13 protein-coding genes are annotated in these 15413 nt (G+C 46.8%); 4 read left to right on the top strand and 9 right to left on the bottom strand.

The features are described 5' to 3' along the window. From AC4MRV_RS19650 to AC4MRV_RS19640, 3 genes are all read left to right on the top strand, one after another. Window positions 1-973 (top strand): ABC transporter permease (locus AC4MRV_RS19650; protein ID WP_491188998.1); only part of this gene is annotated, 973 nt, incomplete at its 5' end. A gap of 2 nt (window positions 974-975) precedes the next feature. Continuing rightward, window positions 976-1914, top strand: coding sequence for an ABC transporter permease (locus AC4MRV_RS19645; protein ID WP_491188997.1), 939 nt, complete (start codon window positions 976-978; stop codon window positions 1912-1914). Between the two features lie 167 nt (window positions 1915-2081). Further along, entirely contained in the window at window positions 2082-2993 is a 912-nt protein-coding gene (locus tag AC4MRV_RS19640) for an SPOR domain-containing protein (protein ID WP_491188999.1), read from the top strand. 163 nt (window positions 2994-3156) lie between these two features. On the opposite strand, the gene cydB is transcribed toward AC4MRV_RS19640, so the two are convergent. Continuing rightward, window positions 3157-4155, bottom strand: coding sequence for a cytochrome d ubiquinol oxidase subunit II (gene cydB / locus AC4MRV_RS19635; RefSeq protein WP_491188996.1), 999 nt, complete (start codon window positions 4153-4155; stop codon window positions 3157-3159). Between the two features lie 10 nt (window positions 4156-4165). Further along, complete coding sequence (locus AC4MRV_RS19630) at window positions 4166-5554, bottom strand: cytochrome ubiquinol oxidase subunit I (protein ID WP_491188995.1); 1389 nt, start codon at window positions 5552-5554, stop codon at window positions 4166-4168. A gap of 138 nt (window positions 5555-5692) precedes the next feature. Here AC4MRV_RS19630 and AC4MRV_RS19625 point away from each other — a divergent pair, with 138 nt between their 5' ends. Further along, complete coding sequence (locus tag AC4MRV_RS19625; RefSeq protein WP_491188994.1) at window positions 5693-6934, top strand: NADH:ubiquinone reductase (Na(+)-transporting) subunit B; 1242 nt, start codon at window positions 5693-5695, stop codon at window positions 6932-6934. A gap of 46 nt (window positions 6935-6980) precedes the next feature. On the opposite strand, the gene AC4MRV_RS19620 is transcribed toward AC4MRV_RS19625, so the two are convergent. The 7 genes from AC4MRV_RS19620 to AC4MRV_RS19590 all read right to left on the bottom strand — a co-directional run. Then, window positions 6981-7232: a DUF6482 family protein gene (locus AC4MRV_RS19620; RefSeq protein ID WP_491188993.1), complete on the bottom strand. Its 252-nt coding sequence runs from the start codon at window positions 7230-7232 to the stop codon at window positions 6981-6983. A 126-nt stretch (window positions 7233-7358) separates the two neighbouring features. Beyond that, window positions 7359-9662 (bottom strand): acid phosphatase, encoded by a 2304-nt coding sequence (locus AC4MRV_RS19615; RefSeq protein WP_491188992.1) that lies wholly within the window; start codon window positions 9660-9662, stop codon window positions 7359-7361. Window positions 9663-9853: 191 nt separating this feature from the next. Beyond that, a complete protein-coding gene (locus tag AC4MRV_RS19610; RefSeq protein ID WP_491188991.1) occupies window positions 9854-11410 on the bottom strand; it encodes a hypothetical protein in 1557 nt (518 codons plus the stop codon). After that, window positions 11407-11982 (bottom strand): ECF-type sigma factor, encoded by a 576-nt coding sequence (locus AC4MRV_RS19605; protein WP_491188990.1) that lies wholly within the window; start codon window positions 11980-11982, stop codon window positions 11407-11409. The genes AC4MRV_RS19610 and AC4MRV_RS19605 overlap by 4 nt, the downstream gene beginning before the upstream one ends. Next, the gene (locus AC4MRV_RS19600) at window positions 11982-13433 is read right to left on the bottom strand and encodes a chromosome partitioning protein ParA (protein ID WP_491188989.1); all 1452 of its coding nucleotides are present in this window, start codon (window positions 13431-13433) and stop codon (window positions 11982-11984) included. The genes AC4MRV_RS19605 and AC4MRV_RS19600 overlap by 1 nt, the downstream gene beginning before the upstream one ends. 1 nt (window position 13434) lies before the next feature. Further along, a complete protein-coding gene (locus AC4MRV_RS19595) occupies window positions 13435-14760 on the bottom strand; it encodes a serine/threonine protein kinase (RefSeq protein WP_491188988.1) in 1326 nt (441 codons plus the stop codon). 164 nt (window positions 14761-14924) lie between these two features. After that, window positions 14925-15413: oxidoreductase dimerization domain-containing protein (locus AC4MRV_RS19590; RefSeq protein ID WP_491188987.1), on the bottom strand; the 489-nt coding region annotated here is incomplete at its 5' end.

The following is a 15413-nucleotide window of genomic DNA, read 5'->3' as shown; positions in this document are numbered from 1 at the left end:
TTCGTTTCTGGTCAAGCGCCTGTTTCAGGCACTGATAGTGATGTTTGTGATCAGTCTAGTGGCGTTTGCCATTCAGGATAACCTCGGTGACCCATTGCGTGAGCTGGTTGGTCAATCGGTTTCCGAATCAGAGCGTCAAGCTTTGCGTGACGAACTAGGTTTGAATGATCCCTTCATTACAAAATACACACGCTTTGTAGGTAACGCTCTACAAGGTGATCTTGGCACATCATACTTCTTCAAGCGCCCTGCGGTTGAAGTGATTCTGGATAAACTCGTTGCGACACTCGAGCTAGTGTTTGGCGCAACACTGATTATTATATTTTGCTCGATACCACTTGGTGTCTACTCCGCTATTCATCCCAAAAGCATATTCACCAAAATCGTGATGGCGGGCAGTAGTATCGGCATCTCAATCCCGGTGTTTTTAACTGCCATTATGCTGATGTATGTATTCTCTATTGAACTCGGCTGGTTGCCATCCTACGGGCGAGGTGAAACTGCGAATGTGCTGGGTTGGGAATCAGGCTACTTCACATTAGATGGCTTAGCTCACCTTGTCTTACCTTGTGTCGCTCTCGCCTCTATCATGCTACCGCTATTTATTCGCTTAGTACGTTCAGAGATGCTGGAAGTGCTGAGTTCTGAGTACATCAAGTTTGGTAAAGCAAAAGGCTTAGCGCTGAATAAGATCTACTACCAACACGCACTGAAAAATACCATGCTCCCAGTGCTGACTGTCGGTGGCGTACAAATTGGTACTATGGTTGCTTACACCATTTTGACTGAAACGGTTTTCCAATGGCCTGGCACCGGATTCCTTTTCCTAGAAGCAATTAACCGTGTTGATACACCGTTAATCACGGCCTACGTTATCTTTGTTGGCCTGATTTTTGTGGTAACCAATACTATTGTTGATTTGCTATACGGCATTATCAACCCGACCGTAAACCTGACAGGTAAAGGAGCGTAACCATGAGTCAAACAGCAGCTGCTCCTTCTCGTTGGGAGCGATTCAAACAATCGGATTTCTTGTACTACTTTAAACGTGACAAAGTGGCAATGACCAGCTTTGCCGTGTTTATGATGTTTTTGGTGATGGCACTAGCAGCGCCAGTGGTTTCACCAACAGATCCTTACGACCTATCTTCAATTGATATCATGGATTCTGAGCTTCCTCCTTCATGGATGGAAGATGGCGATGAACGTTTCCTACTTGGTACAGATGAGCAAGGCCGTGATATTTTTTCGACCATTCTTTATGGCTCTCGGCTATCACTGACGATCGGGTTCCTTGCGGTGGGCCTGCAACTGGTCTTGGGTATCGTGATCGGCTTATCGGCAGGTTACTTCGGCGGCCGTATTGATAGCTTCTTGATGCGTTTTGCGGATGTTCAGTTATCGTTTTCGACCATGATGGTTGCGATCATTGTATCGGCAATCTTCAAGGCCAGCTTTGGCAGTGACTTCTACAGCCAGTATGCAGTCGTTATGCTGGTGGTGATTATCGGTGTGGCGGAATGGCCTCAGTATGCGCGTACTATTCGAGCGTCTGTTCTGGCCGAGAAGAAGAAAGAGTATGTTGAAGCTGCACGTGTGATGGGCTTTAAAGCGCCACGTATCATGTTCCGCCATATTCTTCCAAACTGTCTATCACCTATCTTGGTTATCTCAACCGTTCAGGTGGCAAATGCCATTATGTCGGAAGCGGCACTCTCTTTCCTAGGTTTGGGCTTGCCAGTAGATCAGCCGTCACTTGGTGCATTGATCAGCATTGGTTTTAACTACATCTTCTCTGGTGCTTGGTGGATTACTGCTTTCCCTGGCATCGTTCTGGTGACGCTAGTATTGGTAATTAACCTACTGGGTGACTGGCTACGTGATGTATTTAACCCGAAAATCTACAAAGGGTGATCTAAGCCTTAGATTTTAATATAAAAATCTCACTACACTAAGAGTCGTAACCTGTTACGGCTCTTTTTTTGCATCTTTTTTATTCTCAGCAGTGAGCCGTCAAAAATGTCACACTATCCAAGCAGTTGGATCGGAAACAGAGGGTTTGAATTAAGAGTATGGATATGATGATGGCTGTGAAGCCAAAGCAAACTTTTGTGAAGTGTCTAAGCATTGCGCTTTTCACCTTGCCGGTAATTTCTTCGCCATTATATGCGCAAGAGTTTCTTTGCGATGCAACTCAGGTGTCTACACAAGAGCTCCCTCGACTCGATCAATCTTGTCCAATTGGTAAAGGTCTGTGGGGAAAACAGAAACCGAAAGGTCAGGAGTCTCAATTCTGGATCCAGTGTGGTGTTTACAGTAAACCTTTGTCTTTGGATAAAGCGAAGAATCTATATCAGCACATCAGCAAAGACGTATGGCTCAAACCAGAAGGAAAAGCCTATCGTTGTTTGCTAGGGCCTTATAAAGACTTCAAGGTGGCCAGTGAGGAGCTTAAAAAAGTGAGGCAAGAGCCGAACTATAAAGAAGCGTTTCTCCGTGAAATCATTAAAGGCGAGCCTGTTAAACAGAGTAAACCTGCGGCTAAGCCAAAACCAGTATCTAAACCAAAACCTGTGGCCGAGAAAAACACGGCCGTAATTCCCGCAGTGGTAGCACCAAAGGTTGATGCGGCTAAGTCTCCTTCGAAAAGAAACAAGGACACTGAAATTGCCGTGCGTTTGTCTGCCTCAATAGATGGTGTTGAATACCAAGTTCCTTACATCATGTTCAGTGATGACCAATTCTATATGGAGCATGATTTACCTTGGAATCGTATGAGCTACGAGCAAGCTTATAAAACCTGTTATCGACAGGGTATGCGTTTAGCTACGCCTATAGAGTGGAAGGCATTATTGGATTCAAAAGTGATGGAAAAAGATAAGTGGCCAATGCACTTACCCTACTGGGGTTCGCAAAAAGCTGGGTTATTCTTTAGTGGTAAGGTCAATCAACTTAAAGGATCATCATTGCTAAACGTGATGTGTGTGAAATAGCGAACCAAGGTTCCACCGAAACTATTAAGCGGGCCTAACTGAGCCCGCTTTGTGTTTTAAGGGATTAAGAACCATCGAATGATTGAGGCTGCGATAGCCAATGTTGTGACACTCATTAGCCATAGTGCAACAAACCAACCTATGCGTACGTAGCCTTTTCTCATTAGTGATATCCTTCCCCATGTTTAAGCTTGCCGCGAAATACCCAATAGGAATAGGCACTGTAGGCAATGATAAGTGGCAGTAAAAAAACGGTTCCAACGAGTAGGAAGATTAAACTGGAATCGGGCGCTGCGGCTTCTTGGTAAGTGAGGGCGAACGGAACTAGGTAAGGGAACGTACTAACCGCAAATCCAAGCCCAGAAATAACGAAGAGCGCAATGGAAAATAAGTAGCCCCGCACCGCTCTGTGGGAGGTTAATGACTCAAACAGTTGCCAAATACAGATTCCAGCGCAAATCGGAATGAGGATAAGTAGCATTGAATTGGGTAGGGTAAACCAACGTTGGGCGATAAGTTCATTGTTGAGAGGTAGCCACAAACTTACTGCAACAATACAGGCCACCAGCGCGATTCCCCATCGCTTGGCGATGGAGTTATAACGAGTAGACATGTCTTTCGGTAGTTTAATCAGTAGCCAACAGGCGCCGAGTAGAATGTAGGCGCACGTTAAGGCGAATCCGCAAAATAAACTAAATGGGGTTAACCAATCAAACCATCCGCCAGTATAAGCTCGTCCTTGCACTGCGATGCCTTGAAGCAGCGCGCCGAGCATTATGCCTTGCATCAAGGTTGCTAACAGTGAGCCTATAAAAAAGGCACCGTCCCACAAGAAGATCCCTCGCTTTGTTCTAAAGCGATATTCAAACGAAACGCCGCGTAAAATCAGCCCAAGCAACATAATGATGATTGGAGCGTACAAAGCTGGCATGACCACCGAATAAGCGAGCGGAAAGACGGCAAACAGTCCACCGCCACCAAGCACTAGCCAAGTTTCGTTACCGTCCCAAACAGGTGCAATGCTGTTCATCATCATGTCACGTTCATCTTTACTGTACGCACTCGGAAACAAGATACCGATTCCCAAGTCAAAGCCGTCCAATATCACGTATATAAGTACCGCTATACCGATGAGCCCATACCAGATTAATGCATAGTCCATAACTCACCCCTTAAGTTAGATGATTTGAGTGTGTTGTTGGTGGCGTTTCTGTTCCATCGGGTAGGCGACTGTCCAGAGCTTCTTCATAGCGAGTAGGTGATTTGCGCATTAGGCGAATGAGGTAAAAGAAGCCTGCGCCAAAAATGATGAAGTAAACGACAATAAATGCCGTAAGAGAGACACTAACGGCTGCCGCATCGATCGGCGACGCAGAATCGACAGTTTTTAGTAACCCGTACACGGTATAAGGTTGGCGGCCGACTTCAGTGGTTATCCATCCGGCCAAGACGGCAACAAAGCCTGCGGGTCCAAAGAGGATACAAACGCGATGAAACCAAGGCGTTTTATAAAGAGTACGTTTCTTTCGCAACCAGAGGCTAATGAGACCAATCATCAGCATGCCAAGCCCTATGCCTATCATGATCCTAAAGCTCCAAAAGACGATCGTGACGGGTGGGTGCTCTTCTTTTGGAAAGGCATCGAGGCCTTTAACTTCACCATCCCATGAATGGGTAAGGATGAGACTGCCTAAATGAGGAATCTCCAATTTGTAGTCGATCTGTTGGGTTTCATCATTCGGGATACCAAACAAAATTAATGGCGCACCGGAGTGTGATTGATAGTGTCCCTCCATTGCGGCAATCTTTGCCGGCTGATGCTCGAGCGTATTAAGGCCGTGAAAATCGCCAGCAACAATTTGAATTGGAGTGACAATAGCGGCCATCCACATCGCCATTGAAAACATAGTTCGCGCGAGTGGGTTATGCGGAGCTTTAAGTAGGTGGTAGGCACCAACTGCAGCCACGACGAACGCTGTTGTGAGGTAAGCAGCAAGCAGCATGTGCACCAATCGATAAGGGAATGAGGGGTTAAAAACGATCTCAAACCAGCTCTCAGGGACGAATTGTCCTTCTGGATTGATGGAGTAACCGACCGGTGTTTGCATCCAACTATTGACGGAAAGAATCCAAAAGGCCGATAAAAAGGTACCGAACGCGACAATGCACGTCGCAGCAAAGTGCAGCCTCTTACCGACGCGATCCATACCAAAAAGCATGACACCCAAGAATCCGGCTTCAAGAAAGAAGGCAGTGAACACCTCATAGCCCATAAGTGGGCCTAAAATGGGACCTGTCTTATCAGCAAATACACTCCAATTTGTACCAAATTGATAGCTGAGCACGATGCCACTGACGACACCCATGCCAAAACTAATTGCGAATATCTTGATCCAATATTTGTAGATTTGCAGAAACTTATCTTGCCCAGTTTTAAGCCAAAGCCCCTCCAACACTGCGAGATAACTCGCAAGGCCAATCGTGAAAGCAGGAAAAATAATGTGAAACGAGACCGTGAAAGCGAATTGAAAGCGAGCAAGGTCCACAGCAAGCATATCCATAGTCTACTCCTGAAAGCGCTACTGCCTATGTTTACGGGCGATGAAAGATAAGTGTTCAAAATGTGCGCAAAAACTTGTCCTGAATGAGACTTGGCGACGTATTAAAGGTCAGCGTTTAGCAAAATGAAGGATGTTGATATGAGTTTAAATAATCGATTGGAGCAGTTAGAGCCGCACTTTGAGCCCGGAGGTAAATATCAGCGCTTTTACCCACTGTATGAGGCGGCAGCAACCATTCTCTACACCCCTGGCTTGGTCAATAAGGGCCAAACGCACGTGAGAGACAGCATCGACTTAAAGAGAATTATGATCATGGTTTGGCTGGCCACGTTTCCGGCCATGTTTTGGGGAATGTATAACACCGGCCACCAAGCTGTATCGGCTTTGTTAGTCACATATTCTCAATCTGACTTAACCGCCCTAATAGAAGCAAGCTGGCGACTGAGTTGGGTGTTTGGCTCACCGCAGGGGATGCTTGAAAGTGGCTGGGCGAGCCAAATGTTACTTGGCGCGAGCTATTTTCTACCTGTATATGTAACCGTATTTGTCGTAGGCGGTTTTTGGGAAGTGCTGTTTGCGATAGTAAGAAAGCATGAGGTGAATGAAGGTTTCTTTGTCAGCTCAGTACTGTTTTCACTCATTCTTCCTCCTACGATTCCACTTTGGCAAGCAGCGCTTGGGATCACTTTTGGTATTGTCGTGGCGAAAGAAATCTTTGGCGGCACCGGGCGTAACTTTCTCAATCCAGCATTAGCAGGGCGAGCATTCCTTTATTTTGCTTACCCAAGCAATATGTCGGGTGGGGCTGTCTGGGTAGCCGCTGATGGGTACTCAGGTGCTACGCCACTCAGCCAGTGGTATGACGGTGGAGCGAATATGCTGGTTAACAATATGACGGGTCAGCCTATCCGTTGGATGGACGCGTTTATTGGCAACCTTCCTGGTTCTATGGGGGAAGTCTCGACCTTGCTAATCATGCTCAGTGGGCTACTTCTTATTGGGATGAAGATTGCATCTTGGCGGATTGTGGCTGGTGTTTTGATTGGTGTGGTCGTGACATCAAGTTTACTTAATTGGATAGGCTCCGATAGCAACAGTATGTTTTCGATGCCGTTCTATTGGCACTTTGTTCTAGGCGGCTTGGCGTTTGGCGCTTTCTTTATGGCTACTGACCCTGTTTCCGCGGCGTTCACCAATAAAGGTAAATGGGCTTATGGGATTTTAATTGGCGTGATGACGGTGGGTATTCGAGTACTTAACCCGGCATACCCGGAGGGCATTATGTTGGCCGTCTTATTTGCGAACTTATTCGCGCCGCTGTTCGATTTTGTGGTTAAGGACGCGAACATAAAACGTAGACAGCGTCGAGCGGAGCGCTAGAGGATTGGACATAAAAAGGCCAACCCTTTGTGGTTGGCCTTTTTATTTAGTGCCAGCTTAGGTCGATTTCCAAAGGTGGGGAGTTGCCATCATCTTCACCACACATTTCATCGTAAGCATTGTTGTGAATTAATTTGGCTGAAGAGAAATGGTCATCACGAAAGTGGTGCCTAACCTGCTCGAGACTCAGAAATTTTAGCGGATGCTGGTCTTCGTCTCTGATAAGGTGTTTTTGCTGGTTCTCAACTCGGTAAGCTAAGTAAATACCGCCTTCAAATGACTCGATAAGCAAATTCATAACAAGCTCCTTTGGGTGAATGCTAGTGTTTGTTACGAACGTTGGCGGTAGAAGTTCAAATGTATGTGAGAGCGAAAAAAGCCCCGTGGTCGCGGGGCAGATCGTTAGTATTGATAAGTGCTCTATTTAGTCGTAAGCACTATCACCTACATACTGAATGTTCATATTGAATGAAGGTACTTGATCAGTAAGGCCCATTAGTTGGATACGATGAGTGCTTGGGTTGGTAAACTCATTGCTGTAGTCAAAGTCTAAGCTTACGTATTCCTTACCGTCTTCAGTCTGCGTCCAACACTTATTATCTTCGGTAAAGTTTGCCCATTCTTCGCCAAAGAAGCCTGCATCAAACGAATTTTGAATATCTGAACAAGAAATATCACCATTTGGATTGTCGATGAAAAGGTCTGCATCAGCTACTTCACCGTCGTTTGCGTTATTTCGCATTTGTGGGGTGATGTACAGCTCTACGTAATCTCCATTAATGAAGAGTGTGGTTAATTGAGCAGTATTTTCCCATGAACCTGTCGAGAGAGTACTTAGTCGACCTTCTGCATCCTCTTTGTTCGTCAGTGCTTCAAATGCCGAGTAGTAGTCATCATCACCAGAGTCTAGTTCTACACTGTTTACAATGTAACGAGTGTTGTCACCCAATGCTGAAGTATGCGCAATCTCTAGCGTCATCGGATCATAATCGTCTTCGACGATGGTGATCACGTCCCCTTCAACGGTGTAGGTTGCGCTTGCGCTTTCCGCCACAGGTGCACAGCTCTTGGTGACATCGCCAGTATAAGACTCACTGCCGAAGTAGACTTTACCGTTTTCCAAATAGAAGGTTTCACAGTAATTCAGCTGAACCTCATCGTCGCCTTCTGGTGTTTCGATAAAGTACAACGTTTTACCTTCCAACGGATGTAATGGACCTGGCTCTGGTGTTGCTGCTTGCTGAACATCCGGTAGCTCGAGTTCCACTGTGGTCGACAAGCCAAATTCGTCTGTTGCAGTCAGTTTGATGGTGTAGTCAGTGTCATCGTCTTCAGCAGAACGAACTGGTTTACCTTGAACGCCAATCACCCCAGAGCCCATGTTGTCGAAGATAAGGCCGTTAGTTGTCGCGTTTGAAGAGAAGGTTAAGGTTAGATTATCGCCCACAAATAAGTTGGTGAAGTCAACGGTGTAACCTTCACCTAGATCTTTACCTTCGATCAGTTCCCAAAGGTCCACACCGTCCTGAAGGCCTGCTAGAGCGTCGTCTGAGTAGGTAGGCTCCGTGACATCGCCTTCATCCACTTCTAACGTGAAGTAGGCAGGTGTGTAATTGGTATCGTCTGAGTTACCGATCATGACGATGATTTCAAATTCACCCGCTTTGGTAATCTTGTCACGTGGGCTAACACCAATGTTGAGTTTGTTGTTGTCGTAGTCGTATACCGCTTTAATATTGCTGCCCGTAAGTGCGGAGTCATCAACCTTAATTAAGCCAAGATCGATCTCTTCAACGTCTTTATCTTCAAATAAGCCTTTCAGGTCCAATTGAACGAGATAGTCGCTAGCACCTTGCATGCCTAATTCTAGTTCGACATCATCTAGTGCTTCTTGCACTGCGTCGTAGACATCATCGTTGACGGTGGTTTTGTAGCTTGGGTTTTCAATCTCTCCTGATGGAATTTCCGTGACGTTGCCATCAGTATCGACTGGGACAACGGGCTTGAAGCTGTCTTCATCAAGCAGTTCAGGATTGCTCTGAGCGATTGCTTCAACGGCTTTGTCCGCTTCTTTAGCAATTTCCGTTGCAGCATCTTGGTAGGTACTTGGGTTTGCGGCTTTTGTTTCCGTTAGAATTTGTGCAGTTTTGTGCAGCTTTGAGTCAGCTTTTGCCCCTTCCACGTAGTCAGAGTAGAGGTCGATGTCACCCGATGCGTCACCTGTAAGTGCTTCAGCAACGGCGGCTTCCGCTTGTTCGATGGTTTTACCCTTGTTTACCTCAATAGCGACAAGATCGGTGATAGGAGAGATCACGTTTGAGGAGTTCGGCGCGCGGAACACCAACTCATGCTCCATTGGTTGGCCTGGTAGGTCCATATCAACCGTGTAAATGCCAGCGTACTGCTCTGAGTCAATCGCGATCAATTTACCTTGCGCTGCGCCACCTGGTGTTAGGGTTTGAATTGCCAGCGTGCCTTCAGGCTTGGTCTCGCCAACATTCAATTGACCTTTACTGTTTGTCAGGCCTAAGAAGCTATCAGTGCTTGGTTCCCAGCTGCCGTTTTGGTTGTTATCGATAAACACCACGGCATTTTTAAAGTAACCATCAAAGCCTGTAAGTACCACACCTTGACGTGCAACGTTATCATCGCCACTGCCACCCGAACCGCCGCCACAGCCGGTAAGTGCGATTGCCACTGATGTTGCCAGTAAACTGATCTTTTTCATTCTGAGTTGTTCCTTGCTTGGTTAAGCTGCTTGTTTGCATTCAGCGAACTAATTTCTAAGCCAAAAGTTTAGTTCGCTGATAAATTAATCACTTTTTATAATCTCTACTTAATAAACTCAAGACACGAAAAGCAGAGCAAAAACCGTAATTTAATTTAGGTTTATTTACTCAATTTTTTGCAGAAGGGGAGCTAAGGGGTTGAACGATAAATCATATTGATTTTGAGTTCTTCTAACCGTTCGGCGTACTGCGGATAAGGTCTGAGAATATAGCTGTATATTTCCCCTTCCGCGAACTTGTCGTACGGCGTGTAAGCGCCATCAAAGGCGACAGAGATTCTGCCTGTCACACTATTACTTTGAAACTCAATGCACTCCACATTGTAGCCTGGAATGGTGCGGTCAGACGATGAAATGATGTCGATACCATACTCACCTAGACCACCCACCACATCCATTTGATACCACTTGGCAATTTGAGCGCAGCTTAGGTTGTGCTGTGGAGCGACGAGATTCAGATCTGAGTCGACGGTTTCATTGTTTGGCCCCACCACTTGATGGCCATAGTCATAGAGATAGTTACCCACCTCAATAGGCAGATATTGGTCATCTGGAAGTGGCAGTAGGTAGTCAAATTTGGTCAATTGAAACTGCTTTTGGCCCGTTACAGCCGTGATCCTTCTCTCCATTTCAGCGCGTGATTTCTGCATGGTATAGCTTTCGAATTGGCTACCATTATCAACGGCCACCAGATAGTTGCTTACCTCTGGCGACACGTTAGATGGGTACTGATGTTTGAGTGTCCATATTTGGTCCGCATCGAGGCTGGAAAGTTGACTAGATATGATGAGCTTGTCACTGTCGAGGTAATAACTGCCAATTTTATGCAGCTGAGACTCTGTCGGGCACGACGTTTTATTGTTTGATGCCGCAAAATAGACCTCTTGCTGAGTGAATTGAAACGCTTGGCAATAAACCACTTCGTAGAGGGTAAATTGCCCATTCAGCTCATGAGTACTTTCAAGTCGATAGAGGATATCGCCTTCTAGCGGATGTTGGGCCTTGGCCAGACGATCATGCAGTGGCAGTTCAAACCGTGCGCTTATCCAGTTCTCTTCAAACTGCGCGCTCTCTCGGACGGAGATCGTCAATGATGGATTAGATGTGGAGGCGGGAGTGCCACTGATGGTGAGCATTGGGCCTCCGCTCATGCTCATACCCGCAAGGTTCAAGGAGATGCGAGTGGCAAGCAGATCGTTGTCTGGGTCATCAAACAAGTTACTGATATTGAGCTTCAGCTGGGCAGGCTCCCCCACAGTAAGCGGCCATTGATTGATAAGAGTGAGAAGCCGTTGGTACTCCTCTTCGACGATAAATGGGGGCGAGTTTTCACGGCTTGCCATGTGAACTTGCGTGTCGCGAGTAATCAGAGTGCTAGTGGTTGGCTCGACGGAATCCTCGAGTGGCAAGTGCTCGTCTTGAAGTGCCGCCTGTGGCTCTTTCGCTTGTTCGTCAGGTGGCGTATTTTCCGATGCAGCGCTGGGGTTAGGCTGATTAGCCACTTCAACGGCGCGTAGTCCCTTCACTTGGTCTTTTGCGGTGGCCGCAGGAGTGGGAGTTAGGGTTAACGCTTGGCTGCGAGGTTTGATTTCGTCAGTGGCAGTGTGTGTACTCACTTGAAGGGGGAACATCCACCAGCCAATGAATGCGCCAAGCGCGAGAATAACGGCGGCAACGCGTGCTTTCATGACAGTGTCATTTTCGTTTGTAGCCAGCTGCGAGAGAACTTTAGGTCCTTTTCTATCAGGCTATTACTGCACTCAAGCAGTTGGCTAATTTCTTGGTTTTTTAGTCCCATCAGATATTTGAGCTTGAGCGCATTGGCTTGCCTCGGATAGCGGACGCTGAAACTGTCTAACGCGCGGTCGAGGATAAACAGTTGCTCGAATTTATGCTGTTGGCAGTCCTGCTCTTCAGCTTGCTGCTGACGCTTTTGTGCTTGATGCGCCCGCGAGTTATCGATCAATATCTGACGCATAATTTTCGCGGCCATCAGGTAGAACTCTCGTTGAGATTGTACGTCGCTGAGGTCGGCGGTCGACATCTTCAAGTAGGCTTCATGAATTAACGCGGTAGTGCTGTTGACACTATCGGCGAGTACTTGGTTTTCATCGCCATATTTTTCTGCGCTGCGTGCTCGCTCTTGCTGTGCAATTTTCCTCAACTGCAAATACGCAAATTGATAGAGTTTGTTTTCTGCCTGTTTGTCACCCGCTTGCCACAGTTGGATGATTTCAGTCAGTGAATGCTTGGTCGTCACTAAATGGTCTCCTGCACTTTTACAAATTCAGAGATGGAGTAGGTGTCTAGCTGTTCATCACCTTGCGCACTTCGAGTGAGATTTTGTTGGTAGCGGTACAGAACACCTTTGTCCCATGATTTTCCCGCGGGTAGATATTCCCAAGTGGTGTAAAGAGGCTTTGGTTGTTTGGGTTGATACCAGCGGACAATTAAATTGAGCTGTTCGATTGATGCGGTTGGTGACTCCGGCGAGACCCACCACATATCGCCATAGGCATGAGTGACATCCTCTGCGTAGTCACGAGCCTGTGTTGGACATTGACCGTCAATGAGCTTGCTTTGCTTGATATGACTTTTTTCGATTAGAAGGCAGGTTTCTTGTAGCTCACCTTGTTGGTAGGTGGTTTGTTGCCATACGCCTTGATAGTTAATTTGGGTATATTGGTGTTTCGGGTAGGTAAACCACAGCATCTCACCTTTATTCGGTCGAGTGACCTTATCGGTTTGTCCAAGACCTTGAGATTTTTCCATCAATAGCTGAGTTGTCGGGTCGAAATTGATTGCCAACGAGCGGTATTTCCAATCCCCTTCGTCATTGAAGTCATCAATGGCAAAGCCATTCAGGTCATTGCGAGTACAGCCCCGGTTTGCGCAATGGAAGGTGCCAAAGTCATCAGGATAATGTTCGATGGGGGTGGTGATAGTGTGCTTGCGTTCACTTGGCTGAAGCTGACAGCCATTGAAGTGGTCACCAAGGCTCGGGTATTCGATCACCGAGTCGGCGGTGATGCGATAGGTTAAGCTACCAATCGGCGGGCGATAGTGAGGGTGGTTTTTGAGCCTCACATCATAGGCACATAAGCGGCCATTACCGTCACGCTGTTTGACGATAACGTTTTGCAGTTCGAGGTTAAGTGGCTCAAAAACAATCGCATCTGACTGAAAATGGTCACGAATGTAGACATTGCTCTCGTTGAGGTGCTCGACAGCGTCGCTGACAGACGCGGGCTGTGATTGGGTGAGCCGTTGTAGGTCAGCATCCACCAACTGGTTTAAATCTAGTGTTCTTAGGTTGTCTTGAAACTTACGATTGCTGAGTTGCGAATCAAGCAGCAGAATCTCTTTACGATTCTCCGGTGTGCTGTCTAACGAGAGCAGCAGTCGGGTGATATTGATACTGCGACTGGGTTTGGTTGATATGGATGTCGGTGTAATGACTTCTTGAGCCGACACAGTAGAGAGCAAGTAACGGTGGTTGTTGTCGCCAAGATAAAAACTGATCACATCTCCAGGGCGATACTGGAACGCGCCTTTCTCGGTTTGTCCAGAGAGCTGCGAGCTGGTTTGGTAGTGCAAGCCCGTCACAGGCGCATCAATAAAGAACCCTGTTTGAATGTTGTCAGGTTGGGCAACGCTCATCGCAGACACGCTCATTAGCAATACGCTGGTTAAAAGTGTTGAGGTGCGCATTTTATTCGACTTTGTCCTTGTCTGTTGAGGAAGGGGGCGCTGCTTTCTCTTCGATTGGCGTCATCATCACGAGAAGCAACTTTTGCTTGATGTGTTTGGGCATGTCGGGATTGGCTAGAATCCGTCGACGCGTTAGGTCCAGAAACGACGGGAGCGGCATTTGTTGCGCGGCTTGGCTTTTGGCATGAAACATCATGCTGGAGACTTCAAAGATCATGTTCTCAGCGATGCGCTTTTCGTGTTCCAGTTGCTGATTTTTATACGCAAGAGAAGACGAGAAGTATCCACCTAAACCGATCAGCAATAAGCACAAAGAACTGATCACTGGGTTGCGTTGAAACAAGCGCAAGCTGCGATAAAACGGTACGTGACGTTTGAGTGAGATAGGTCTTTTCTCAAGCAGGGCTTCGATGTCTTGCTTGAGCGTTGTCACAGACCCAAAACGCTTGGCGCTATGGTGTTCAGTGGCGCGCTGCTGAACCATGCCTAGGTCGGAAAAACGGGCTTGATGAGGGCATAGCCACATCAGTAGTTTGCCGAGTGCATAGATGTCGCTGCTGGCGGTCACCGATTTGCCTTCTTGTTGCTCTGGGCTGGCGAACGCTTTGCTGAATGCGGTTAAACACTCAGAGTAACCCAATGAGACATTCGCTTTCTGAGTGAGATTGAAATCAATCAGTTTGATGTTCTGATACTCATCAACCAAAATGTTCTCCGGCTTAATATCGCCGTGAACAATGCCTTGGTGATGGGAGTACTCCAGCGCGCTGCATACTTGACCAAACAGGTTCAGCTTTTGTGTTAAAGAAAGATCGTGTTGACTAAGGAATGTATCGAGCGATGTGCCTTCGACATGTTCCATCACAATGAAGACTTCGCCATTGTGGATTCCGCCATCGAAGACTTTGGCAATATTAGGGTGATTGAGCTTCGCCAGTAATTGCGCTTCACCAAAGAGTGCTCGATTGTCGAACACTTGGGTTAAATCGGATTGCAGGAGTTTAATGGCGAGCTTCTGCTCAAACGCCTTGTCAGCACGACAGGCAGCGTACACTACACCCATCCCACCTCGACCAAGCTCATGGAGAATGTGGTATTTGTCGATTTGTTGGTTGGTATAGTCTACTTGCTGAGAAGTACTGTGTTCAAAAGTAAATCGCAGTATCTGATCAAGGTGATCGGACGCCTCCGCAGCAACGAGTGGGGCGACTTGTTGATAGAGATCTGGATGGTGCTTTTGTAACTCTTCTAAGGCTTCTCTCTTTTGTTGGTCATCTAAATCCAACAGCAAGTAATACACATCGGTTTTACTTGAATCTAGCTTCACTGAACGTCGGTTTATATTTATTGTTCGGCGTACAGTGTATAGAAAAAGTTAAGCAGTTTCTTACGAAAATGATTAATTTTGAGAATGCTATAGGCTTATTTGATAATTTAGATAATAAAAAAGCAGCCTGTGGGCTGCTTTATAAAGTTTAAGAGAACAAATGCTTAGCGCATTGTCACAAACTCTTCTGAGCCAGTTGGGTGGATTGCTACCACAGAGTCAAAGTCTGCTTTGGTTGCGCCCATCTTCATTGCTACGCCGAAGCCTTGAATCATTTCATCAACGGTGAAGCCGATGCCGTGCAGACCAACCACAGTTTCTTCTTCACCCGCACACACTAGCTTCATCTTACATGGCTGACGGTGCTTAGTGACCGCTGTGTACATTGCCGTAAAGCCAGACGTGTAAACTTTCACGTTGTCTTTGCCGTACTTCTCTTCAGCTTCTTGCGTTGTTAGACCAATCGTGCCGATCGGTGGGTGGCTAAATACAACAGTAGGAACTAGGTTGTAGTCCATTTTCGCATTGGTTTTGCCGTTGAACAGACGCTCAGAAAGTTGGCGACCTGCTTTAACTGCTACTGGAGTCAGCTCGATACCGCCTTCCATGATGTCACCTACACAGTAGATGCCTTTCACGTTGGTTTCTTGGTA

The organism is Vibrio sp., assembly GCF_984391705.1.
This window is presented reverse-complemented; position numbering and strand designations above follow the sequence as displayed.